20 protein-coding genes are annotated in these 23,356 nt (G+C 70.7%); 6 read left to right on the top strand and 14 right to left on the bottom strand.

Going from position 1 to position 23,356, the window contains the following annotated elements:
* Positions 1–5 precede the first annotated feature (5 nt).
* A complete protein-coding gene (locus MTO99_RS01330) occupies positions 6–1,781 on the top strand; it encodes an acetyl/propionyl/methylcrotonyl-CoA carboxylase subunit alpha (protein ID WP_243556300.1) in 1,776 nt (591 codons plus the stop codon).
* A 71-nt stretch (positions 1,782–1,852) separates the two neighbouring features.
* Here the strand turns inward: MTO99_RS01330 and MTO99_RS01325 are convergent, their stop codons facing one another.
* The 3 genes from MTO99_RS01325 to MTO99_RS01315 form a co-directional block, all read right to left on the bottom strand.
* Positions 1,853–3,016 carry an LLM class flavin-dependent oxidoreductase gene (locus tag MTO99_RS01325; protein ID WP_243556298.1) on the bottom strand — a complete coding sequence of 388 codons (1,164 nt, stop codon included), beginning with the start codon at positions 3,014–3,016 and terminating at the stop codon, positions 1,853–1,855.
* Between the two features lie 85 nt (positions 3,017–3,101).
* The gene (locus MTO99_RS01320; protein WP_243556297.1) at positions 3,102–4,607 is read right to left on the bottom strand and encodes an APC family permease; all 1,506 of its coding nucleotides are present in this window, start codon (positions 4,605–4,607) and stop codon (positions 3,102–3,104) included.
* Positions 4,608–4,678: 71 nt separating this feature from the next.
* Positions 4,679–6,109 carry an NAD(P)H-quinone dehydrogenase gene (locus MTO99_RS01315; protein ID WP_243556295.1) on the bottom strand — a complete coding sequence of 477 codons (1,431 nt, stop codon included), beginning with the start codon at positions 6,107–6,109 and terminating at the stop codon, positions 4,679–4,681.
* A 144-nt stretch (positions 6,110–6,253) separates the two neighbouring features.
* On the opposite strand from MTO99_RS01315, the gene MTO99_RS01310 reads away from it, so the two are divergent.
* Together MTO99_RS01310 and MTO99_RS01305 are read left to right on the top strand one after the other, a co-directional pair.
* Positions 6,254–7,081 (top strand): purine-nucleoside phosphorylase, encoded by an 828-nt coding sequence (locus MTO99_RS01310; protein WP_243556293.1) that lies wholly within the window; start codon positions 6,254–6,256, stop codon positions 7,079–7,081.
* 43 nt (positions 7,082–7,124) lie between these two features.
* On the top strand, positions 7,125–8,846 hold the full coding sequence (locus MTO99_RS01305) for a phospho-sugar mutase (RefSeq protein ID WP_243556291.1): 1,722 nt from the start codon (positions 7,125–7,127) through the stop codon (positions 8,844–8,846).
* A gap of 135 nt (positions 8,847–8,981) precedes the next feature.
* Here the strand turns inward: MTO99_RS01305 and MTO99_RS01300 are convergent, their stop codons facing one another.
* From MTO99_RS01300 to MTO99_RS01250, 11 genes are all read right to left on the bottom strand, one after another.
* Entirely contained in the window at positions 8,982–9,266 is a 285-nt protein-coding gene (locus tag MTO99_RS01300; RefSeq protein ID WP_243556290.1) for a PTS sugar transporter subunit IIB, read from the bottom strand.
* A complete protein-coding gene (locus MTO99_RS01295; protein WP_243556289.1) occupies positions 9,263–9,745 on the bottom strand; it encodes a PTS sugar transporter subunit IIA in 483 nt (160 codons plus the stop codon). Before MTO99_RS01295 ends, MTO99_RS01300 begins: the two co-directional genes overlap by 4 nt.
* A 29-nt stretch (positions 9,746–9,774) precedes the next feature.
* On the bottom strand, positions 9,775–10,893 hold the full coding sequence (locus MTO99_RS01290) for an adenosine deaminase (RefSeq protein ID WP_243556288.1): 1,119 nt from the start codon (positions 10,891–10,893) through the stop codon (positions 9,775–9,777).
* Positions 10,894–11,007: 114 nt separating this feature from the next.
* Positions 11,008–12,309, bottom strand: a complete 1,302-nt coding sequence (locus MTO99_RS01285) for a thymidine phosphorylase (protein ID WP_243556287.1) — start codon at positions 12,307–12,309, stop codon at positions 11,008–11,010.
* Entirely contained in the window at positions 12,306–12,737 is a 432-nt protein-coding gene (locus MTO99_RS01280) for a cytidine deaminase (protein ID WP_243556286.1), read from the bottom strand. The genes MTO99_RS01285 and MTO99_RS01280 overlap by 4 nt, the downstream gene beginning before the upstream one ends.
* 14 nt (positions 12,738–12,751) lie before the next feature.
* A complete protein-coding gene (locus tag MTO99_RS01275) occupies positions 12,752–14,059 on the bottom strand; it encodes an ABC transporter permease (protein ID WP_243556285.1) in 1,308 nt (435 codons plus the stop codon).
* Positions 14,056–15,324, bottom strand: coding sequence for an ABC transporter permease (locus MTO99_RS01270; protein WP_435520781.1), 1,269 nt, complete (start codon positions 15,322–15,324; stop codon positions 14,056–14,058). The genes MTO99_RS01275 and MTO99_RS01270 overlap by 4 nt, the downstream gene beginning before the upstream one ends.
* Complete coding sequence (locus MTO99_RS01265; protein ID WP_243556283.1) at positions 15,321–16,841, bottom strand: ABC transporter ATP-binding protein; 1,521 nt, start codon at positions 16,839–16,841, stop codon at positions 15,321–15,323. Before MTO99_RS01265 ends, MTO99_RS01270 begins: the two co-directional genes overlap by 4 nt.
* Before the next feature lie 178 nt (positions 16,842–17,019).
* A complete protein-coding gene (locus tag MTO99_RS01260; protein WP_243556281.1) occupies positions 17,020–18,117 on the bottom strand; it encodes a BMP family lipoprotein in 1,098 nt (365 codons plus the stop codon).
* Positions 18,118–18,262: 145 nt separating this feature from the next.
* Positions 18,263–19,324, bottom strand: a complete 1,062-nt coding sequence (locus MTO99_RS01255; RefSeq protein WP_243556279.1) for a BMP family lipoprotein — start codon at positions 19,322–19,324, stop codon at positions 18,263–18,265.
* Positions 19,325–19,339: 15 nt separating this feature from the next.
* The gene (locus tag MTO99_RS01250) at positions 19,340–20,458 is read right to left on the bottom strand and encodes a mannose-1-phosphate guanylyltransferase (RefSeq protein ID WP_243556277.1); all 1,119 of its coding nucleotides are present in this window, start codon (positions 20,456–20,458) and stop codon (positions 19,340–19,342) included.
* Between the two features lie 222 nt (positions 20,459–20,680).
* Here MTO99_RS01250 and sdhC point away from each other — a divergent pair, with 222 nt between their 5' ends.
* Genes sdhC through sdhA form a run of 3 tightly spaced genes read left to right on the top strand, consistent with a single transcriptional unit; the run spans position 20,681 to position 23,355 of the window.
* On the top strand, positions 20,681–21,100 hold the full coding sequence (gene sdhC, locus MTO99_RS01245; RefSeq protein WP_243556275.1) for a succinate dehydrogenase, cytochrome b556 subunit: 420 nt from the start codon (positions 20,681–20,683) through the stop codon (positions 21,098–21,100).
* A 10-nt stretch (positions 21,101–21,110) separates the two neighbouring features.
* Entirely contained in the window at positions 21,111–21,542 is a 432-nt protein-coding gene (locus tag MTO99_RS01240; protein WP_243556273.1) for a succinate dehydrogenase hydrophobic membrane anchor subunit, read from the top strand.
* Between the two features lie 7 nt (positions 21,543–21,549).
* Positions 21,550–23,355, top strand: a complete 1,806-nt coding sequence (sdhA, locus tag MTO99_RS01235; RefSeq protein WP_243556272.1) for a succinate dehydrogenase flavoprotein subunit — start codon at positions 21,550–21,552, stop codon at positions 23,353–23,355.
* Position 23,356 lies beyond the last annotated feature (1 nt).

Below are 23,356 nucleotides of genomic sequence, written 5' to 3'. Positions count from 1 at the left end.
GAGATATGCCGCGCATCACCAAGGTCCTGATCGCCAACCGGGGCGAGATCGCCGTTCGTGTCATCCGGGCCGCTCGGGACGCCGGCATCTCCTCGGTCGCCGTCTACGCCGACCAGGACCGCGACGCCCGGCACGCGAAGCTCGCCGACGAGGCGTACGCCCTCGACGGCTCGACCAGCGCCGAGACCTACCTCGTCATCGACAAGCTGCTCTCGGTCGCCCGCCGCTCGGGGGCCGACGCCGTGCACCCCGGCTACGGGTTCCTCGCCGAGAACGCCGACTTCGCGCGCGCGATCATCGACGCCGGCCTCATCTGGATCGGCCCGTCGCCCGAGGCGATCGAACGCCTCGGCGACAAGGTCTCGGCCCGGCACGTGGCCGAGAAGGTGGGTGCGCCGCTCGCGCCCGGCACCCTCAATCCCGTCGCGGATGCCTCGGAGGTGCTCGAGTTCGTCGACGAGCACGGTCTGCCCGTGGCGATCAAGGCCGCGTTCGGCGGCGGCGGGCGAGGCCTCAAGGTCGCCCGTACCCGCGACGAGGTCGCCGAGCTCTTCGACTCCGCCACCCGTGAGGCCGTCGCCGCCTTCGGCCGCGGCGAGTGCTTCGTCGAGAAGTACCTCGACAAGCCGCGCCACGTCGAGACCCAGTGCCTCGCCGACGCGCACGGCAACGTCGTCGTCGTCTCGACCCGCGACTGCTCGCTGCAGCGCCGCCACCAGAAGCTCGTCGAAGAGGCGCCCGCGCCGTTCCTCACCGACGCCCAGCGCGACGCGCTGTACACGTCGTCGAAGGCGATCCTGCGCGAGGTCGGGTACGTCGGCGCCGGCACCTGCGAGTTCCTCATCGGGCAGGACGGCACGGTCTCGTTCCTCGAGGTGAACACCCGCCTGCAGGTCGAGCACCCCGTCTCCGAAGAGGTCACCGGGCTCGACCTGGTGCGCGAGCAGTTCCGCCTCGCCGAGGGCGGCGTGCTCGACTACCCCGACCCCGTCGTCAGCGGGCACTCGTTCGAGTTCCGCATCAACGGGGAGGACCCGGGCCGCAACTTCCTGCCCTCCCCCGGCCCCGTGCACGTGCTGCGGTTCCCCGGCGGCCCCGGCGTGCGCGTCGACTCGGGCGTCACCACCGGCGACGAGATCTCGGGCGCGTTCGACTCGCTGCTCGCCAAGCTCATCGTCACGGGGTCGTCCCGTCAGGATGCGCTCGCCCGAGCCCGACGCGCGCTCGACGAGTTCGAGGTCGCCGGCCTGCCGACGGTGCTGCCGTTCCACCGCGATGTCGTGAACCAGCCCGCGTTCGCCCCCGAGGGCGACGAGCCGTTCTCGGTGCACACCCGTTGGATCGAGACCGAGTACGACAACACGATCGAGCCGTGGACGGGCGAGCTCGAAGAGACCAAGGGGCCGCAGGCCCGCGAGTCGGTCGTGGTCGAGGTCGCCGGCAAGCGCATCGAGGTGAGCCTGCCGAAGAAGCTCTCGGGCGGGCCGCGTCCCGTGACCCTCGGCACCGCCCCGCGTCGCCGCGCCGCGTCGCACGCGGTCGACACCGCGACCGGCGACGCCGTCACGGCGCCCATGCAGGCGACGGTCGTGAAGGTCGCCGTCGCCGAGGGCGACAAGGTCGTCAAGGGCGACCTCATCCTCGTGCTCGAGGCGATGAAGATGGAGCAGCCCATCACCGCCCACAAGGACGGCGTGGTCGGCACGATCAACGCCGAGACCGGCCTCACCGTCTCGAGCGGTCACCTGCTGCTGTCGATCGCGGACGCGCCGGCCGCCTGAGCGCGCCCACGCGACCACGCGCCCACGCGACCGCGCGCGCACGCGACCGCGCGCCCACCCGGGCGCGTCGCTCAGCGGGGCTCGAGCTCCAGCAGCGGCGCCACACCCTCGGCGAACCAGTACGCCTCCTCGAGGTGCGGGTAGCCCGAGAGCACGAACTCGACGAATCCCGCCGCGCGGTACTCGCGGATGAGCCGGGCCACCTCCTCGAAGCTGCCGACGAGCGCGGTGCCCGCTCCGCCGCGCACCAGCCCGACGCCGGCCCACAGCCCCGGCACGATCTCGAGGTCCTCGCGCCGCAGCCCCCCGCCGACGAGTTCGGCCTGGCGGCGTTGGCCGACCGACGCCGACGCCAGGAACGACGCCCGCGCCGCGGCGACCACCTCGGGATCGAGCCCGGCGACGAGCTCATCGGCGATGCGCCAGGCCTCCTCGCTCGTCGGTCGCGCGATGACGTGCAGCCGAACGCCGTAGCGCAGGGTTCGCCCGAGCTCGGCGGCCCGCGCCCGCACCCGGTCGATCTTCGCGCCCGCCTGCGCCGGCGGCTCCCCCCAGCTCAGGTAGACGTCGGCGTGCTCGGCGGCGACCTCGATCGCGGCCTCCGACGAGCCGCCGAGGTAGATCTCGGGCACGCGGTCGAGGCGCGGCAACTGCGCGCCCTCGATCGTGTAGAACTCGCCGGCGTGGTCGACGCGCGCACCGCTCCACAGCCGGCGCACGATGGAGAGGTACTCGGCGGCGCGCCGATACCGGTCGTCCTTGCCGATGCGGTCGCCGTAGCTGCGCTGTTCGGCGTCGTCGCCGCCGACCACCACGTTCACCCGGAGCCGGTCGCCGCTCACGCGCTGGAACGTGGCGGCGATCTCGGCCTGCAGCGTCGGCGAGACGAGCCCCGGCCGGAACGCGACGAGGAAGTCGAGTTCGCGCGTGTGCTGGGTGAGCGCCGAGGTGACCGTCCAGCTCTCCTCGCTGCGCCCGCCGGTCGGGATGAGCACGGCGTGGTAACCGAGGTGTTCGACGGCGCGGGCGATCTGCGCGAGGTACCCGATGTCGGGTGCGCGCGTCGGGCTCGCCGCGGACTGGCCGGAGTAGGTCATCGCCGAACCCTGGCTGAGGTCGGTGCGGGAATCGCCGGTCAGCGGAATGAACCAGTCGAGGATGATGCGCTGCAGCTCGGGTTGCCCGCCGGGCCTGGGTTGCCCGCCGGTGTGGACGATCGGTTCGGTGACGGTCACAGCTGGAGCCTAGGCAGGCGCTCGAGGCTCCGCGCGGATGTTGCCGAGCGTGACGCCGAGTGTCCGCCCGAGGCATCCGGATGCCCTATTCGGCGCCCTGCGCGGTCGGCAGCTCGACCTCGCTCACCTGTTCGCCCGCCAGTCGCGACCGGCGACGACCGTAGAGCAGGTAGATCGCCATGCCGATCACGAGCCACACCGCGAACCGCACCCAGGTGAGGGTCGTGAGGTTCAGCATCAGCCAGACGCAGAGCACCGCCGACAGGATGGGCAGGAACGGCGACCACGGCACCCGGAATCCGCGGGGCAGGTCGGGTCGGGTGCGCCGCAGCACGATGATGCCGAGCGACACCAGCACGAACGCCGACAGCGTGCCGATGTTGATCATCTCCTCGAGCAGGCCGACGTCGGTGAACGCCGCCACGACGGCCACGAGGGCGCCGGCGATGATCTGCACGCGGGCCGGCGTCTTGGTGTGCGCCGTGGTCTTGGAGAGCCACCGCGGCAGCAGCCCGTCGCGGCTGAGCGCGAACACGATGCGGGCGAGCCCGAGCAGGATCACCATGATCACGGTCGTGAGCCCCGCGAGCGCACCGAACGAGATCACGGCGGACGCCCAGTCCTGATCGAGCAGCCGGAACGCGGTCGCCAGCGACGGGCTCTCCTCGGCGGCGAGGTCGCGGTACGACACCATGCCGGTCATCACGATCGACACCAGCACGTACAGCAGCGTGACGATACCGAGGCCGAGGAAGATGCCGCGCGGCAGTCGCTTCTGCGGGTCGCGCACCTCCTCGGCGCTGGTCGCGACCACGTCGAAGCCGATGAAGGCGAAGAACACGAGGGATGCCGCGGCCAGCATGCCGAACACCCCGTACTGCGCGGGTGCCGCACCGGTCATCCACGCGAACAGGGACTGGGTCCAGGCATCGGATGCTCCGCCCTCGGTCGGCACCGCCTCGGGGATGAACGGGGTGAAGTTCGCGGCCTTCACGAAGAAGAAGCCGACGACGATCACGAACAGCACGATGCCGACCTTGATGAGCGTGAACACCGCGCCGACCCGGGCGGTGAGCTTCGTGCCGGCCACCAGCAGCACGGTGAAGATCGCGACGATGAGGAAGGCGGGCCAGCTGATCGACACACCGCCGACCTCGAACGTCGCGGGCAACGGCACGTCGAACGCGAGCAGCGCCTCGCTCAGGTACACGCCCCAGTACTTCGCGAGCACCGCGGCGGCGGTGAACAGTTCGAGGATGAGGTCCCACCCGATGATCCAGGCGAGCAGTTCGCCCATGGTCGCGTACGTGAACGTGTACGCGCTGCCCGCGACGGGCACCGTCGAGGCGAATTCGGCGTAGCACATGATCGCGAGCCCGCACGTGACCGCGGCGAGGATGAACGAGAGGATCACGCTGGGGCCCGCGAAGTTCGCCGCCGCTTGCGCCCCGACCGAGAAGATGCCGGCGCCGACCGCGACCGCGATGCCCATGAGGGCGAGATCCCAGGTGCCGAGGGAGCGTTTCAGGTTGCGTTCCTCATCGGCGGCATCGGCGATGGATGCCTCGACGGACTTCACTCGCAGATTCATGGCATCCCCCTGACGGACTGCGGCGCCCCCGCGCCATCCGCTGTACGCGGCGCGAAGCCGCGTCGCTCACCTCATCGAACCACGTGCATGGCCCGCGCCGCATCCGTGAGCGACCCCGACAGCGACGGGTACACCGGGAACGCCTCGGCGAACTGGTCGACCGTGAGCCGGTGCTCGACGGCGAGCGCGAGCGGGAACACCAGCTCGGACGCCTTGGGCGCGACGATGACGCCGCCGATGATCGCCCCCGACCCGTTCGAGGCGAAGAGCTTCACGAACCCCTCGCGGATGCCCATCATCTTCGCGCGCGGGTTCGACGAGAGCGGCAGCTTGTAGACGACGCCGGGCACGACGCCGTCTTCGATCTCCTTCTGCGTCCAGCCGATCGTGGCGATCTCGGGCTGGGTGAAGATGTTCGAGGTGATGTTGCGGTTCTCGGGCGGGTTCACGATGTCGCCCATGGCGTGGAACACGGCGGTGCGCCCCTGCATCGAGGCGACCGAGGCGAGCGGGAGGAACGTCGTGCAGTCGCCCGCGGCGTAGATGTTCGGGATGGACGTGCGCGCGACCCGGTTGACGCGGATGTGCCCCGACTCGGCGAGCTGCACACCGGCCTGCTCGAGCCCGATGTCGGCGGTGTTCGGCACCGAGCCGACCGCCATCAGGCAGTGCGATCCGCGGACCTCGCGCCCGTCGGTGAGGGTCGCGACGACCTCGTCGCCGTCGCGCACGACCGACTCGGCACGCGACCGGTTGAGCACCTTCATCCCGTTGCGGGTGAAGACCTTCTCGATGACGGATGCCGCGTCCTGATCCTCACCGGGCAGCACCTGGTCTCGGCTCGAGATGAGCGTGACCTTCGCGCCGAGCGCCCGGTACGCGGAGGCGAACTCGGCCCCCGTCACGCCCGAGCCGACGACGATGAGGTGCTCGGGCACCTGCTGCAGGTGATAGAGCTGCGTCCACGTGAGGATGCGTTCGCCGTCGGGCACGGCGGTCGGCAGGATGCGCGGCGATGCGCCGACCGAGATCACGAGCGTGTCGGCCTCGATGCGGTCGAAGTCGGTGCCGCCCTTCGCGGTCGACACGATCACGGCGTTCGGTCCGTCGAGCCGGCCCTCGCCCTGCACGAGGTGCACGCCCGCGTCGATGAGGTTGTGCCGCATGTCGTCGGACTGCTGGGCGGCGAGCCCGAGCAGCCGCTTGTTGACGGCGGCGAGGTTGATCGCGACCTTCGGCTTCACCGCCTTCTCGTGGTCGCCCTTCGCGTAGAACTGCACGCCGAGGTCGGCCGCCTCTTTGACGGCGTTCGACGCCTCGGCGGTCGCGATGAGCGACTTCGACGGCACCACGTCGGTGAGCACCGCCGAACCGCCGACGCCGGCCCGCTCGATGAGGGTGACCTCGGCACCGAGTTGCGCGCCGGCGAGGGCCGCTTCGTACCCGCCGGGCCCCCCTCCGAGGACGGCGATTCTCTGCGTGCGCTCGAACTCGTAGGCCATGGCTTCGATTCTCTCATCCGCGCTCCCCCGCATACGAGCACGCGCTGCGCTCGGATGCGCACGCCCGCCCCGCTCGCCTGCGCAGGCTCGGGCGGGCGGCACGCGCGAGGCGCGGCATCCGGTTCGCCTCACTACCATGGTGGGATGCCTCAGCTGAACCCGCTCGACGACCCCGCCGCCGACCCGTTCGAGGTGGCTCGCGACGCCGCGGCGCGCATCGCCGAGCTCACCGGCGTCGAGCACCACGACCTCGCGCTGACCCTCGGCTCGGGGTGGGGCCGCGCCGCCGAGCTGATCGGCGAGACGACGCACACGATCCCGGCCACCGAGGTGCCCGGGTTCTCGAAGCCGGCGCTCGAGGGGCACGTCGGCACGCTGCGCTCGGTGCTGCTGCCGAACGGCAAGCGGGCGCTCGTCATCGGCGCCCGCACGCACTACTACGAGGGCCACGGCGTGCGCCGGGTGGTGCACTCGGTGCGCACGGCGGCGGCGACCGGGGCATCCGTGATGATCCTGACCAACGGGGCCGGCGGCATCAAGCCGCACTGGAAGCCGGGCACCCCGGTGCTGATCAGCGACCACATCAACCTCACCGCCGATTCGCCGCTCGAGGGCGCGACCTTCATCGACCTCACCGACCTGTACTCGTCGCGGCTGCGCGCGATCGCGAAGGGTCTCGCGCCCGAGCTCGACGAGGGCGTGTACGTGCAGTTCCGCGGGCCGCACTACGAGACCCCGGCCGAGGTGCGGATGGCGAAGACGATCGGCGGCCACATCGTCGGCATGTCGACCGCGCTCGAGGCGATCGCCGCCCGCCAGGCCGGCATGGAGGTGCTCGGCTTCTCGCTGATCACCAATCTCGCGGCGGGCATCCAGACCACGCCGCTCAGCCACGAGGAGGTCATCGAGGCCGGCCGCGCCGCCGAACCGGTGATCTCGCGGCTGCTCGCCGACGTCGTGGCCGCGATCTGAGCGGCTGCGGCCCGAGCGCACGAGCTTGAGAGAGGACCAGCGGATGACCCGGCTCGACGACGACCTCACCGCCCGCGCCGAGGCGTGGCTCGCGCAGGATCCCGACCCCGAGACCCGCGCCGAGCTGCAGGGGCTGCTCGACGCGGCGCGCGGCGACGACGGCCCGGCCGCGCAGGCCGCCGCCGCCGACCTCGCCGACCGCTTCGACGGCCGGCTCGCGTTCGGCACCGCGGGTCTGCGCGGCGAGATCGCCGCGGGCCCGAACCGTATGAACCGGGTGCTCGTGTCGCAGGCCGCTGCGGGCCTGGCGGCCTACCTCCTCGAGCGCGCCGAACCCGGCGCGACCCCGTCGGTCGTCATCGGCTACGACGGCCGCAAGAACTCCGACGTGTTCGCACGCGACTCGGCCGAGCTGATGGCCGGAGCCGGCGTGCGGGCCGTGCTGCTGCCCCGTCTGCTGCCGACCCCGGTGCTCGCGTTCGCGGTGCGCCACCTCGGCGCGAGCGCGGGCGTCATGGTGACGGCGTCGCACAACCCGCCCAACGACAACGGCTACAAGGTCTACCTCGGCGGTGACGACCACGGCTCGCAGATCGTGTCGCCCGCCGACGCCGAGATCGCCGCGCACATCCTGCGGGTGGCGTCGACCACGACGGTCGACGCACTGCCGCGCGCCCCCTTCGAGACCGCCGGCGAGGACGTCGTCGACGCGTACGTCACGGCCACGGCGCAGGTGGCGGATGCCCCGCCCGCCGCGGGCGCGCAGCCGCGCGTCGTGTACACGGCGATGCACGGCGTGGGCTGGCAGACCATGTCGCGCGTGCTCGAGGCGGCCGGGTTCACGGCGCCCGCGCTCGTCGACGAGCAGATCGCGCCCGACCCGGCGTTTCCGACGGTGTCGTTCCCGAACCCCGAAGAGCCCGGCGCGATGGACCTCTCGTTCGCCCGCGCCCGCGAGGTCGGCGCCGACCTGGTGATCGCGAACGACCCCGACGCCGACCGGCTCGCGATCGCGATCCCCGACCCGTCGGCGCCCGAGGGCTTCCGCCGGCTCACCGGCAACGAGGTCGGCCTCATCCTCGGGTGGCAGGCTGCGGAGCGCGCGACCGCGTCGGCCCGCGGCGAGGGCGGCGCCGAGGGCACGCTTGCCTGCTCGATCGTCTCCTCCCCCGGTCTCGAAGCGATCGCCCGCGCGTACGATCTCGAGTTCCGCGGCACCCTGACCGGCTTCAAGTGGATCTCCCGCGCCCCCGGGCTGGTGTTCGGCTACGAGGAGGCGCTCGGCTACCTCGTCAACCCGGGCACGCTGCGCGACAAGGACGGCATCTCGGCTGGGCTCGCGTTCCTCTCGCTCGCGGCGCGGTTGAAGGCCGAGGGCCGCAGCGTCGCCGACCACCTCGACACATTCATCGAGCGGTTCGGATGCTTCGCCTCGGGCCAGATCTCGATTCGCGTCACCGACCTCACGAAGATCGCCGAGGTGATGGCTCGCCTGCGTGCCACGCCGCCCGCCGAGATCGGCGGCGTGCGCGTGGAGCGCATCGACGACCTCGCCCACGGCTACGGCGATCTGCCCCCCTCGGACGTGCTGCGCATCGTGCTCGACGGCGGCGCGCGCGTCATGGTGCGACCGAGCGGCACCGAGCCGAAGCTGAAGGTGTACCTCGACACGGTGTCGACCGCGGGCACCGTCGCCGAGCGCCGCGCCGCCGCCCACGCCGCACTCGCGGCGCTCGACGCCGGCATGCGCGCTCTGGTGGCCTGACCCCGCGTTTCGCGGTACGCAATTCAGGTTCGGAGGTGTGTCGCGGCGGCGACACGCCGTGTCGACCGCCGACACGCCGCGTGCGAACCTGAATTGCGTACGGGTGAGGCCGACCCGGGGGGGTGTCGGGGCCGGTCAGCCCAGCGACTTCTCGAGGGCACGGGAGATCTCGGCGACGTCGAAGTAGTTCGTCACCTCGAGGATCTCGGCGTAGCTGCGGCCGAGCGCCTCGCGCACCGCCGCGGCGAGTTCGGTGGACGTGAGCACCACCTGCGCATCGGCGGCGGCATCGCGCACCCCGGCCAGGTCGCTCGCCGTCACGTCGGCACGCAACCCCAGCCGTTCGAGCGCGCGTTCGGCGTTCACCTTCAGGATGGCCGAGGTGCCGATGCCGGCGCCGCACACGGCGATGATCCTCACGGGGCGACCTCCGAGGCATCCGCGTCGTCGCCGGTCGCCGATGCGCCCAGCACCGCGCGCACCTCGTCGGCGGAGGTCGCCGCCGTGAGCCGGCCGATCGCGGCGGGGTCGTTGAACACGTTCGCGAGGCTCGCCACGCCCGTGACGTGCTCGTCGGCGCTCGCGACCGCGAGACCGATGACGACCCGCACCGGGTCGTTGTGCGGGTGCCCGAACGCGACCGGCGTCGCGAGCGTCGCGACTGACAGGCCGGCGCGCCGCACATCGGCACCGGGCCGCGCGTGCGCCAGTGCCAGTCCGGGTGCGATCACGACGTACGCCCCGAACTCCTCGATGACGGCGATCATGCGGTCGGTGTACTCGGCGCGTGCGGCGCCCGAGCGCACCAGCCCCCGACCCGCGACGCGCACGGCGGCGCGCCAGTCGCCGGCGTCGGCGCTGATGTCGACGGCCTCATCGGGCAGGGGTGGCAGGGGCATCGGATTCCGTTCGGGGTGCGGGTGCCTTCTCAGGCTTCGGAGAAGCCGTCTTCGATCTGCTCGACGAGTTCGTCGCGATCGTCGATCGGCAGGAACGCCGCGGCAGCCGCGTTGAGCTGGAACACTTCGAGGTCGTCGAGGCCGTAGCCGAAGACGTCGGCGAGCAGCGCCAGTTCGCGGGTGAGCGAGGTGCCCGACTGCAGCCGGTTGTCGGTGTTCACCGTGACCCGGAAGCCGAGCTGGTACAGCAGGTCGAACGGGTGGTCGATGAGCTCGTCGCCCCAGGCCGCGATCGCGCCGGTCTGCAGGTTCGATGACGGGCTCAGTTCGAGGGCGATCTCGCGGTCGCGCACCCACTGGGCGATCGGGCCGAGCGTGACGTAGGTGTGCTCGTCGTCCTGTCGGTCGATCACGAGGTCTTCGGCGAGCCGGACGCCGTGCCCGAGCCGCAGCGCACGCCCGTCGATGAGGGCGCTGCGGATGGACTCGAGCCCGTCGGCCTCGCCCGCGTGCACGGTCACCGGGAAGAACCGGCTCGCGAGGTAGTCGAACGCGGTGCGGTGCCGACTGGGCAGGAACCCCGCCTCGGCGCCGGCGATGTCGAACCCGACGACCCCGCGATCGCGGTGCCGCACCGCGAGCTCGGCGATCTCGAGGCCGCGGTCGGCGTGCCGCATCGCGGTGATGAGCTGCCCCGTGCGGATGCGACGACCCTGGCTGCGCACCTCGTCGGCACCCTCGTCGAGCCCGGCCTGCACCGCCTCGACGACCTCGTCGAGGCTGAGCCCGCCCGTGAGGTGCTGCTCGGGCGCCCAGCGCACCTCGCCGTACACGACGCCGTCCGCGGCGAGATCGTGCACGAACTCGCGCGCGACGCGGGTGAGCCCCTCACGGGTCTGCATCACCGCGGTGGTGAGGTCGAACGTCTTCAGGTATTCGACGAGGGACCCCGAGTCGGACTGCTCGGCGAACCAGGCCGCGAGCGATTCGGCGTCGTCGGCCGGCACCTCGAGCCCGATCTCGTCGGCGAGCTCGAGCACAGTCTGCGGCCGCAGGCCGCCGTCGAGGTGGTCGTGCAGCGACACCTTCGGCAGCGTGCTGAGGTCGATGCCGTCGCCTTCGAGGCGGAACTCCGTCGGATTCTCCACGACTCAACGATACCGGCGGGCCTCGCGCAACGTCTGGGTGAATTCGAAGCAGGATGCCTCGGTCGGGCCGCATTCCGTTCGCCGACGTGTGCTACGCCGGTGTGCGGAGCGAGGTCAGCGCCCGATGCGCTCGGCGACGAGCGGGCCGCCGTCCTCGACGGGGTCGCCGGCGTCGCCGATCGCCCACGCGCCCTCGACGGCCTCGAGCGCACGCGCGAAGCGCGCCGAGTCGTCGGCGTGCAGCGTGAACAGCGGTTCGCCGGCCCGCACGGCGTCGCCGGGCTTGGCGTGCAGGTCGATGCCCGCGGCGTGGTGCACCGGGTCCTCCTTGCGGGCCCGGCCGGCGCCGAGCCGCCACGCGGCGATGCCGAACGGCAGCGCCTCCTGGCGGACGAGCACGCCGTCGCGGTCGGCCGTCACGACGTGCTGCTCGGGCGCGACCGGCAGCGGAGCATCCGGATCGCCCCCCTGCGCGCGGATCGTGGCGCGCCAGGCGTCCATCGCGCGCCCGTCGTCGAGCGCGGCCTCGACATCGGCGTCGGGCAGCCCCGCGAGCGCGAGCATCTCGCGCGCGAGCGCGAGGGTGAGCTCGCGCACGTCGGCGGGGCCGCCGCCGGCCAGCACCTCGACCGACTCGCGCACCTCGTTCGCGTTGCCGATGGCGTGTCCGAGCGGCACGTTCATGTTCGTGAGCAGCGCGCTCGTGGCCACCCCGGCGTCTTCGCCGAGCTCGACCATCGTGCGGGCGAGCTCGCGCGAGCGCTCGATGTCCTGCAGGAAGGCGCCCGACCCGAACTTCACGTCGAGCACGAGCGCGCCGGTGCCCTCGGCGATCTTCTTCGACATGATCGACGAGGCGATGAGCGGGATCGCCTCGACCGTTCCGGTGATGTCGCGCAGCGCGTAGAGCTTCTTGTCGGCGGGGGCGAGCCCGGCGCCGGCGGCGCAGATGACGCCGCCGTGGTCGCGCAGCTGGGCGAACATCTCGTCGTTGGTGAGGTCGGCGCGCCAGCCCGGGATGGACTCGAGCTTGTCGAGCGTGCCGCCCGTGTGCCCGAGGCCTCGGCCCGACAGCTGCGGCACGGCGACCCCGAAGGAGGCGACGAGCGGCATCAACGGCAGCGTGATCTTGTCGCCGACCCCGCCCGTCGAGTGCTTGTCGACGGTGGGCTTGCCGAGCCCCGAGAAGTCCATGCGCTCACCCGACGCGATCATCGCCATCGTGAGGTCGCGGATCTCGCGCCGCCCCATGCCGTTCAGGAAGATCGCCATCGTCATCGCCGACATCTGCTCGTCGGCGACGTAGCCGCGCGTGTACGCGTCGACCAGCCAGTCGATCTGCGCCGTCGACAGCTCGCCGCCGTCGCGCTTGGTGCGGATCAGGTCGACCGCGTCGAACGCCTCGACCGCGCTCATGCGCCCGCCTCCGTCGTGCCGCCGGCGTACTCGGCGAGCTGTCTCGGACCGAACGCGTCGGGCAGCACCTCGTCGATGGTCTTGAAGCCCGACACGGTGTCGAGCACCATGCCCTCGGCCGAGTGCTCGTACAGCAGTTGCCGACAGCGCCCGCACGGCATCAGCGTGCCGCCGTGCCCGTCGACGCAGGTGAACGCGACGAGTTTGCCGCCGCCCGACATCGCCAGTGCCGACACGAGCGAGCATTCGGCGCAGAGCGTGACGCCGTAGGACGCGTTCTCGACGTTGCATCCGCTCACCACCCGGCCGTCGTCGACGATCGCGGCCGCACCCACCGGGAACTCGGAATAGGGCACGTACGCCTTCGCCATCGCCTCGCGGGCGATCTCGCGCAGGTGCTCCCAGTCGATCGATGCGGTGTCGGGCATGGTTCCTCCGGGAGTCAGGACTTGATGTATGGCTTGCCGGCTGCTGCGGGCCCGCGCACCTTGCCGACGAAGCCGGCGACCGCGAGGATCGTCACGACGTACGGCAGCATCAGCATGAACTCGCTCGGCACCGGCGAGCCGATGACGCTCAACTGGTTCTGCAGGTTCGACGCGAACCCGAACAGCAGCGCCGCGAGCGTCGCCTTGATCGGATCCCACTGCCCGAAGATGACCGCCGCCAGGGCGATGAAGCCCGCGCCCGCGGTCATGTCCTTGTTGAACGCGCCGACCGCGCCGAGCGTGAAGAAGGCACCGCCGATTCCGGCGATCGCACCGGCGAGCGAGACGTTCCAGAACCGGGTGGTGTTGACCTTGATGCCGACCGTGTCGGCCGCCTGCGGGTGCTCGCCGACCGCGCGCAGGCGCAGGCCCCACCGGGTGTGGAACAGGCCCACGTACACCAGCGCGACCGCCAGGTACATGAGGTAGACGATGATCGTCTGCCGGAAGAGCATCGGCCCGAGCAGGGGGATGTCGCTGAGCACCGGGATCGAGATGCGCTCGAGCCGCGGGGGTGCGTTCAGCGTGGCCTGGTTGGGCGCGAGCACCTGCGTGTAGAGGAAGCTCGTGAGGCCGAGCACGAGCACGTTCAGCACGACGCCGACGATGACCTGATCGACGAGGTACTTGATCGAGAACGCCGCCAGCACGAAGGCCACCAGCACACCGGCCACCGCCGCGGCGATCAGGCCGAGGGTCTGGCCGAGCACCGCCTGACCGACCACCGAGGCCACGACGGCCGACGTGAACGCCCCCGCGAGCAACTGCCCCTCGATCGCGATGTTCACGACGCCGACCCGCTCGCCGATGACGCCGCACAGCGCGCCGAAGATGAGCGGAACCGAGAGGCTGAGCGCACCCTGGAGCAGACCCGGCACCGGGATGACCGGGGTGCTCGACCCCGATGCGGCCCAGGTGAGGAACCCGATCAGGAAGACCACCGCGAACAGGATCGTCAGCCAGATCGACACCTTGCGGCGCGCCCGGACGAGCAGCGCCGCCGCGACGGTGATGGCGGCCATGACGAGCGCGGTGATCAGCGCCGTGACGGTCGAGTCGAGCACGACCGGCGGCAACTGGAAGTCGTCGCCGGCGGGCGAGAGCCGGAAGGTCGCCTCACCGCCGTGCGGGGCGAAGACGAACAGCGCGATCGAGAGCAGGGTGACGATGGCGAAGGCGATCGGCGCCTTCCAGCTGACGACGACGGTGGATTCGAGGACGGGAGCCGACGCGGCGGCGTTGTGCTGCGGTGCGAGGGTCACTTCGCCTCCACCTCCTTCGTGACGATCGGCCGCGGTCTGCGGGGGGCGGAGCCCGGCGCGGGCAGGCGGAAGATCGACCGCACGAGCGGCGGCGCCGCGATGAACAGCACGATGAGCGACTGCACGACGAGCACGATGTCGATCGGCACGCCCTCGGCGGCCTGCATCGAGAATCCGCCCGCCTTGAACGCGCCGAACAGGATGCCGGCGGCGAGGATGCCCCACGGCGTCGAACGCCCGAGCAGCGCGACGGTGATCGCGTCGAAGCCGATGCCGGCGTCGATGCCCGACGAGAATCCGGTCGTCACCGTGCCGAGCACCTGGCTCACGCCCGCGAGCCCGACGAGCGCACCGGAGATGAGCATCGCGACCAGGTACATCGACTTCACGTTGATGCCGGCGACCCGGGCGGCGTTCGGGTTCTCGCCGACCGCGCGGAACTGGAACCCGAGGCTCGACCGGTCGAGGATCCACCAGACCAGCACGACGGCCGCGATCGCCAGCACGAAGCCGAAGTGCAGGTTGAACTGCGGCGACAACCAGTCGAGCAGCGGGAAGAAGACCGCGGTGTCCTTCATGGGCGGCGTCTTCGGGTTGTTCGACCCGGGCGCCTGCAGCAGGCCCGGCGTGCGCAGCATCCAGGTGATCAGGTAGAGGGCGACATAGTTGAGCATGATCGTGACGATCACCTCGTGGGCGCCGGTGCGTGCCTTCAGCAGGCCCGCGATGCCGGCCCAGAGCGCGCCCGCGACGAGACCTGCGAGGAGGGCCACGACCATGTGCACGCCGTACGGCAGGTCGAACGAGAACGCGACCCAGCCGGCTGCGGCCGACGCGAGGAGCATCTGGCCGCGGCCGCCGATGTTGAACATGCCGACCCGGAACGCGAGGCCGACGCCGAGGCCGGCCGCGATGAGCGGGGTCGCGAAGGTCAGGGTCTCGGTGAGGGGGCGGATGCCCGACACGAAGTCGGGCCGGCGGAAGTTGTAGATCGACCCCTGGAAGAAGGCCGAGTACGCGCCGGCGACGGAGTCCCAGATCGCCGCGAACGTGTCGCCGGGTCGCGCGAAGAAGTACCCCGCTGTGCTCTGCACCCGCTCGTCGGTGAACGCGATCATGATCGCGCCGACGATGAGGGCGAGCACCACCGCCAGCACCGAGATGATCGCGTTGCCGGTGGTGATGTCGCGCAGGATCTGGTGCCAACGGCTCGGCGGCTCGATCTCGGTCTCGTCTGCCCGGCGCGGTTCGGTGGGGTCGCTCACGCGGCGGCTCCTTCGGTGTTCGGCGACTCGCCGGCCATCATGAGGCCGAGCACGTCGCGCGGGGTGTCGCCGGGCACGATGCCGACGACCTTGCCGCGGTACATGACCATGATGCGATCGGCGAGGGCGGTGACCTCGTCGAGTTCGGTCGACACGACGACGACCGGGACGCCCGAGTCGCGGGTCTCGATGATGCGCTTGTGGATGAACTCGATCGAGCCCACGTCGACGCCGCGCGTGGGCTGGGCCGCGACGAGCAGGCGCAGGTCGCGGCTGAGCTCGCGCGCGAGCACGACCTTCTGCTGGTTGCCGCCGGACAGCCGCCCGACCTTCGTCTCGATCGACGGCGTGCGCACGTCGAACTCCTCCACCCGGTCTTCGGCGAACTCGGCGAGGTACCCGAGCTGCAGGTTGCCGGCCTTCACGAACGGCGGGCCGTCGGCCCGGTCGAGCATGAGGTTCTCGGCGATGGTGAACTCGCCGACCAGGCCGTCCTCCTGGCGGTCTTCGGGGACGAAGCCGACGCCCGCGTTCAGGATGCGCCGGACGCTGCCGCGCGTGAGATCTTCGCCGTCGAGCGTGATGCGGCCCTCGACGCGGGGTTGCAGCCCGACGAGCGCCTCGGTGAGCTCGGTCTGGCCGTTGCCCTGCACGCCCGCCACGCACAGCACCTCGCCGCGGCGCACCTGGAAGCTGACGTCGTTGACCACGAGCTGGCCGATGGGGTCGATGACCGTGAGGCCCTCGACCAGCAGCGCGGGCTCGCCGAGCCGCGGTGCATCCTTGTGCACGGTCAGTTCGACCGCACGGCCCACCATGAGCGAGGCGAGCTCGGCGTTCGTGGCGGTGGGCGCGGCCTCGCCGACGACCTTGCCGAGGCGCACCACGGTGATGCGGTCGGCCACCTCGCGCACCTCGCGTAGCTTGTGCGTGATGAACACGATCGCGGTGCCGTTCTGCTTGAGCTGACGCATGATCTCCATCAGCTCATCGGTCTCCTGCGGCGTGAGCACCGCGGTGGGCTCGTCGAACACGAGCACCCTCGCGTCGCGCGACAGCGCCTTGATGATCTCGACGCGCTGCTGCACGCCGACCGGCAGATCGTCGACGAGCGCGTCGGGGTCGACGTCGAATCCGAAGCGGTCGGAGATCTCGCGCACCTTGCGCCGCGCGTCCGCCACGTCGAGCACGCCGCCCGCCTTGGTCGACTCGTGACCGAGCATCACGTTCTCGGCGACCGTGAACACGGGGATGAGCATGAAGTGCTGGTGCACCATGCCGATACCGGCCTTCATCGCGTCGCCCGGCCCGGTGAAATGCTGCACCTCGCCGTCGAGGAGGATCTCGCCTTCGTCGGCCTGGTACAGGCCGTAGAGCACGTTCATGAGCGTCGACTTGCCGGCGCCGTTCTCGCCGAGGAGCGCGTGGATCTCACCGGGCTCGACGGTGAGATCGATGTGGTCGTTGGCCACGAGTGAACCGAACTTCTTCGTGATGCCTCGGAGTTCGAGCTTCATGTTCCTGATCCTACTGAGGGGTGCGCGGATGCAGCAGGTCGCGCGCGAAAGTCGGCGGCGACCGCAGCGGCCTGCTCAGATGTTGCGATCCGCACTCTTCTGCTGAGAAATCGTCAGTCTGACGGAGGGAAACACGAAGGGGAGGCCGGCGCCGCCGACCTCCCCTCGTGTGCCCGGATCACTGGGCCAGGTAGGACTCCACCTCGATGTCGCCCGCGATGATCTGCGCCTTCAGGTCGTCGAGCTTCGACGCGAGCTCGGCCGGGACCTTCGCCTCCCAGTCGTGGAACGGCGCAATGCCCACGCCCTCGTTCTCGAGGGTGCCGACGAACGGCGTCGGGTCGAACTCGCCGTTGCCGGCCTCGACGATCGCCTCGTGGACACCGACGTCGATGCCCTTCAGGATCGAGGTGAGCAGCAGCGGGCCGACCGAGGGGTCGGTCACGAAGACGTCGGCGTCGACGCCGATGAGGGCGATCTCACGACCCGAGTCGGTGATCGCGGCAGCGGCCGACTGGTAGATCGGGCCGCCGACGGGCAGCAGCACGTCGACGTTCTGGTCGATCAGGCCCTGGGCGATCTGACGAGCGCCGTCGTTGGCCTCGAAGCCGCCGGTGAACGAACCGTCGCCCGCCGCGCGGTCCCAGCCGAGGACCTTGACCGCGGTGCCGTTCTCCTCGTTGTAGAAGTCGACGCCCTGGGCGAAGCCGTCCATGAAGATCGACACGGTCGGGATGTTCATGCCGCCGAAGGTGCCGACGACGCCGGTCTGGCTGACCCCGGCCGACAGGTAGCCGGCGAGGAACGCCGCCTGCGCGGTGTCGAAGATGATCGGCTTGATGTTCTCGGCGTCGGTGACGCCGTCGAAGTCCTGGTCGACCGGGTCGTCGATCGAGACGTACTCGATGTCGGGGTTCGCGAGCGCCGACTCGAGCGCCGCCGGGGCGAGGAGGAAGCCGACCGTGACGATCGTGTTGCAGCCCTGGTCGACGAGGCTGGAGAGGTTCGACGCGTAGTCGGTCTCGGACGCCGACTCGACCGCCTTGTACTCGACGCCCAGCTCGTCGGCTGCGGCCTGCAGGCCCTCGAAGCCCAGCTGGTTGAACGACCGGTCCTCGAAGCCGCCGGCGTCGGAGACCATGCAGGGCAGGAAGTCGAGCCCTTCGCCGGCCCCGTCGGTCGACTCATCGGGAGCCGCAGCACAGCCGGCGAGCAGCGCGGCCGCGCCCACCAGCGCGAGACCGCTGACCGCGGTCTTCTTCGTCGTGAACGTCACAGTGTCCTCCAAAGACAGAGACCCCGAAGGGTGAGGCGGGAATGCGATCACGTTACCGCGGATCACGATCCCGGCTCAGACTCCGTGCACACGAGGAAGGCAATGGTTACGAAGTCGCGACATTGTGCTCATATGAGCACCGAGCTCACGGTCTGCTCGGCGACTCGACGACCAGTTCGCCCGCGATGATCTGCTGGCGCAGCGCCTCGATCTCGGCCTCGAGCTCGGGCGTGACGAGCGACGCGAGGTCGTGGAACGGCGCGATCTCGACGCCCCCGTTCTCGAGCGTGCCGACGTACGGCTCGTTCGTGAACTCGTCGTCGAGGACGTCGCCGACGATCTCGAGCATCGCCTGCTGGGTGTTCTTCAGCACGCTCGTGAGGATCACCGGTCGGAACTCGGCCGGCAGCGTCTCGAACCCGTCGCTGTCGACCCAGATGACCGACACCTCGCCCCGCTCCACGGCGGCCGCCGCGGCGCCCTCGCCGACCTGCCCCGCGACGGGCAGGATCACGTCGGCACCCTGGTCGATGAAGCCCTCGGTCAGGACCTTGCCCTTGTTGATGTCCTCGAAGTCGCCGGTGAACGCGCCGTCCTGCGCGGCCTTGTCCCAGCCGAGCGCGATGACCTGCGTGCCGTGCGCGGCGTTGTAGGCGGCGACCCCGTCGACGAAGCCGTCCATGAAGAGCGTGACCGGCGGCTGGTTGCCGCCGCCGAAGGTCGCCACGACGCCGGTCTTCGTGACGCCGGCGGCGAGGTACCCGGCGAGGAAGGAGGCCTGCGCGGTGTCGAAGACGACCGGCTTGACGTTGTCGGCCTCGACCACCTCGTCGACGATCGCGAACGAGACGTCGGGGTTCTTCGTCGCCTGGTCGGCGGTCGCCTCGGCGAGCTCCCATCCGACGGTGACCACGAGTTGGCACCCCGAATCGACGGCCTGCTGCACGTTCGGCGCGAGGTCGGTCTCACCGGTCGAGACCAGGGCGAGCACGGTGACGCCGAGCTCGTCCTTGGCCTGCTTCAGCCCCTCCCAGCTCGACTGGTTGAACGAGCGGTCCTCGAGGCCGCCGGAGTTGGTCACCATGCGGGCGCAGACGTCGCCGGGCCGGGTGGTGGCCGACGGCGGCGGGGCCGAGCAGGCGGCGAGCAGGGCGACGGATGCCGCGATGATCGTCAGCGGTGCGAGCCGGTGTGCGGAGCGTGGCATCCGTTCGTCCTTTCTCTAGAGCACGTCGCTCGAGCCGCCGAGACGCAGCGCGTCGACGACGGCCTTCACCCGCTGGGCGTGCTCGCTCGTGGTGACCAGCAGCGCGTCGGGGGTGTCGACGACCACGATGTCCTTCACGCCGATGAGGCTGATGACGCGCTTGGCCCGGCTCACGACGATGCCGCTCGAGGCGTCGGCGAGCACGCGCGCGTTCTCGCCGAGGATGGCGAGTTCGCCCGAGCGACCCGCGGTGTTGAGCTTCGCGAGCGAGGCGAAATCGCCGACGTCGTCCCACTGGAAGTGTCCTCGCACGACCGCGAGCCGGCCCGCCGCGGCCGCGGGCTCGGCGACCGAGTAGTCGATCGCGATCTTCTCGAGCTTCGGCCAGATGCGGTCGACGGCCGGCCCTCGGGTCGAGGGGTCGTCCCACGCCGCGGCGAGTTCGACCAGGCCGGCGTGCAGGTCGGGCTTGGTGCGGGCGAGTTCGGCGAGCAGCACGTCGGCGCGCGCGATGAACATGCCGGCGTTCCAGAGGTGCTTGCCGTCGGCGAGGTAGCGGCGCGCGGTCGCCAGGTCGGGCTTCTCGACGAAGCTCGACACCGCCTCGACGTGCTCGGTGCCGGGCACGTCGAGGTCGTCGCCGCACTCGATGTAGCCGAACCCGACGGCCGGCTCGGTGGGCGTGATCCCGATGGTGACGATGTAGCCGGCGTCGGCGGCGGCGACCGCCTGCTCGACGGCCGCGCGGAACAGCGCCTCGCCCGAGATGACGTGGTCGGCGGCGAAGGAGCCGACGATGACGTCGGGTTCGCGGCGGTGCAGGATCGCCGCAGCCAGTCCGATCGCCGCGGTGGAGTCGCGCGGTTCGCTCTCGAGCACGATGTTCGCATCGGCCAGAGCGGGAAGCTGCGCCTCGACGGCCGCGCGGTGCGCGCGCCCGGTGACGACCATGATGCGCTGCTCGCCCGAGAGCGGCGCCAGCCGGTCCCAGGTGTCCTTCAGCAGGGTCTGCCCCGAGCCGGTGAGATCGTGCAGGAACTTGGGGGCGTCGGCGCGCGAGAGCGGCCACAGCCGCGACCCCACGCCGCCGGCGGGGATGACGCTGTAGAAGCGGTCGAGCTGTGCATCGTGCATCCGCCCAGCGTAGTCCGACGGGGTGGCGGTCCGCCGCTCCTGGCCGGCGGCGCCGACGAGCCGCCGATCGGTTCTCGCACCGCCCGGATATCTCGACATCGAGAGACTTAGGCGGGCCTAAGCGGCGCGCGCATCCCCCCGGGGATAGACTCGGGTGCGGGCCGTCGCGCCCGTCGCGCTCCTGATCGCGGGGCGAATCACCACAGCCATGGAGGGTTGTTCATGCCAGGAACACAGGCAGGAACCCTGACCGCACCCACCCCGGCCAAGGAGCGGCCGGGCGGCACGCTCTACCGCGGCCGCGAGGGCATGTGGTCGTGGGTGCTGCACCGCATCACAGGCGTCGCCATCTTCTTCTTCCTCCTCGTGCACATCCTCGACACCGCGCTGGTGCGGGTCAGCCCCGAGGCGTACAACGCGGTCATCGGCACGTACCAGACGCCGATCATGGGCCTCGGCGAAGTCGCGCTGGTCGCGGCGATCGTGTTCCACGCGTTCAACGGCATCCGAGTCATCCTGGTCGACTTCTGGTCCTGGGCCACGCGCCACCAGAAGCTGCTCTTCTGGATCGTGATCGGCCTGTGGGTCGTCACCATGCTCGGGTTCGCGCCGCGGCACCTCATGAACGTCTTCAGCCACTAGGAGCCATCGGATGACTGCACTCTCGTTCCCCGGTGAACCCCGTCGCCGCCGCACCAACTGGGAGAAATGGGGCTGGATCTACATGCGGGCCTCGGGCGTCGTGCTCGTGGTGCTCGTGTTCGGCCACCTCTTCGTGAACCTGATGGTCGGCGAGGGCGTGAAGGCCATCGACTTCGGCTTCGTCGGCGGCAAGTGGGCGCTGCCCTTCTGGAAGTGGTGGGACTGCCTGCTGCTCTGGCTCGCGCTCATCCACGGCGCGAACGGCATGCGCACGCTCGTGAACGACTACACGAACCCGGGCACCGTCCAGCGCATCCTGAAGGGCGCGCTGCTGGTCGCCGTCGTCGTGCTGCTCACGCTCGGCACCCTCGTGATCTTCACCTTCGACCCGTGCCCGGCCGGCTCGCCCGCCGAGCTCCTCCCCTCGTTCTGCGCCGCATAGGAGACCCGTGACCAGCGAGACCCACGCCGAGACCAAGGTCGTCGACGGCGTCCACTACCACCAGTACGACATCGTCATCGTCGGCGCCGGCGGCGCCGGCATGCGGGCGGCCATCGAGGCCGGCCCCGGCGCGAAGACCGCCGTCATCTCCAAGCTCTACCCGACGCGCTCGCACACGGGCGCCGCGCAGGGCGGCATGGCCGCCGCCCTCGCGAACGTCGAGGAAGACAGCTGGGAGTGGCACACCTTCGACACCGTGAAGGGCGGCGACTACCTCGTCGACCAGGACGCGGCCGAGATCCTCGCGAAAGAGGCGATCGACGCGGTCATCGACCTCGAGAACATGGGTCTGCCGTTCAACCGCACCCCCGAGGGCAAGATCGACCAGCGCCGCTTCGGCGGGCACACCCGCGACCACGGCAAGGCACCCGTGCGTCGCGCCTGCTACGCGGCCGACCGCACCGGGCACATGATCCTGCAGACGCTGTTCCAGAACTGCGTCAAGCTCGGCATCGAGTTCTACAACGAGTACTACGCGCTCGACCTGATCATGACCGAGGTGGACGGCGTCCCCCAGCCGTCGGGCGTCGTGGCGTACGAGCTCGCGACCGGCGAACTGCACGTCTTCCAGGCCAAGGCGATCATCTTCGCCACCGGAGGCTTCGGCAAGATCTTCAAGACCACCTCGAACGCGCACACCCTCACGGGCGACGGTGTCGGCATCATCTGGCGCAAGCAGCTGCCGCTCGAGGACATGGAGTTCTTCCAATTCCACCCGACCGGCCTCGCGGGGCTCGGCATCCTGCTCACCGAGGGCGCCCGCGGCGAGGGCGCGATCCTGCGCAACGCGAGCGGCGAGCGCTTCATGGAGCGCTACGCCCCCACCATCAAAGACCTGGCGCCGCGCGACATCGTCGCCCGCTGCATGGTGCAGGAGGTGGCCGAGGGTCGCGGCGCGGGCCCCCACAAGGACTACGTGCTGCTCGACTGCACGCACCTCGGCGCCGAGGTGCTCGAGACGAAGCTGCCCGACATCACCGAGTTCGCACGCACCTACCTGGGCGTCGACCCGGTGTACGAGCCCGTGCCGGTGATGCCGACCGCGCACTACGCGATGGGCGGCATCCCGACCAACGTCGCCGCCGAGGTGCTGCGCGACAACGACACGGTCGTGCCGGGCCTGTACGCCGCCGGCGAGTGCGCCTGCGTGTCGGTGCACGGCTCGAACCGTCTCGGCACCAATTCCCTGCTCGACATCAACGTGTTCGGCAAACGGGCGGGCCGCAACGCGGTCGAGTACGTCAAGACGGCCGACTTCCCTCCCCTGCCGGATGACCCGGCGAAGGAGGTCCGCGAGCTGCTGCAGGGCCTTCGCGACGGGACCGGCACCGAGCGGATCGCCGCGATCCGCAAGGAGCTGCAGGACGAGATGGATCGCAACGCCCAGGTGTTCCGCACCGACGAGTCGCTCGCGCACGCCGCCGGCGTGATCGGCGAGCTGCGCGAGCGGTACAAGCACATCGCCGTACAGGACAAGGGCAAGCGGTTCAACACCGACCTGCTCGAGGCGGTCGAGCTCGGGTTCCTGCTCGACCTCGCCGAGGTCGTCGTGCACTCGGCGCGCAACCGCAAGGAGAGCCGCGGCGGTCACATGCGCGACGACTTCCCGAACCGCGACGACGAGAACTACATGCAGCACACCATGGCGTATCTGGCGGGCGACGCGCACTCGTCCGACGCGTCCGACCACATCCGGCTCGACTGGAAACCGGTCACGGTGACGCGCTACCAGCCGATGGAGAGGAAGTACTGAC

The organism is Agromyces larvae, assembly GCF_022811705.1.
Classification (GTDB): Bacteria; Actinomycetota; Actinomycetes; order Actinomycetales; family Microbacteriaceae; genus Agromyces; species Agromyces larvae.
Note: the sequence above shows the minus strand (reverse complement) of the source record. Positions and strands in the feature narration are given on the sequence as shown.

Excerpts from the sequence above, each read along its gene's own strand:
- MTO99_RS01330 (WP_243556300.1), top strand. The coding sequence starts at position 6 with ATGCCGCGCATCACCAAGGTCCTGATCGCCAACCGGGGCGAGATCGCC.
- MTO99_RS01320 (WP_243556297.1), bottom strand. The coding sequence starts at position 4,607 with ATGAATCTGCGAGTGAAGTCCGTCGAGGCATCCATCGCCGATGCCGCC.
- MTO99_RS01315 (WP_243556295.1), bottom strand. The coding sequence starts at position 6,109 with ATGGCCTACGAGTTCGAGCGCACGCAGAGAATCGCCGTCCTCGGAGGG.
- MTO99_RS01310 (WP_243556293.1), top strand. The coding sequence starts at position 6,254 with ATGCCTCAGCTGAACCCGCTCGACGACCCCGCCGCCGACCCGTTCGAG.
- MTO99_RS01305 (WP_243556291.1), top strand. The coding sequence starts at position 7,125 with ATGACCCGGCTCGACGACGACCTCACCGCCCGCGCCGAGGCGTGGCTC.
- MTO99_RS01295 (WP_243556289.1), bottom strand. The coding sequence starts at position 9,745 with ATGCCCCTGCCACCCCTGCCCGATGAGGCCGTCGACATCAGCGCCGAC.
- MTO99_RS01285 (WP_243556287.1), bottom strand. The coding sequence starts at position 12,309 with ATGAGCGCGGTCGAGGCGTTCGACGCGGTCGACCTGATCCGCACCAAG.
- MTO99_RS01280 (WP_243556286.1), bottom strand. The coding sequence starts at position 12,737 with ATGCCCGACACCGCATCGATCGACTGGGAGCACCTGCGCGAGATCGCC.
- MTO99_RS01265 (WP_243556283.1), bottom strand. The coding sequence starts at position 16,841 with ATGAAGCTCGAACTCCGAGGCATCACGAAGAAGTTCGGTTCACTCGTG.
- MTO99_RS01255 (WP_243556279.1), bottom strand. The coding sequence starts at position 19,324 with ATGCCACGCTCCGCACACCGGCTCGCACCGCTGACGATCATCGCGGCA.
- MTO99_RS01250 (WP_243556277.1), bottom strand. The coding sequence starts at position 20,458 with ATGCACGATGCACAGCTCGACCGCTTCTACAGCGTCATCCCCGCCGGC.
- sdhC (WP_243556275.1), top strand. The coding sequence starts at position 20,681 with ATGCCAGGAACACAGGCAGGAACCCTGACCGCACCCACCCCGGCCAAG.
- MTO99_RS01240 (WP_243556273.1), top strand. The coding sequence starts at position 21,111 with ATGACTGCACTCTCGTTCCCCGGTGAACCCCGTCGCCGCCGCACCAAC.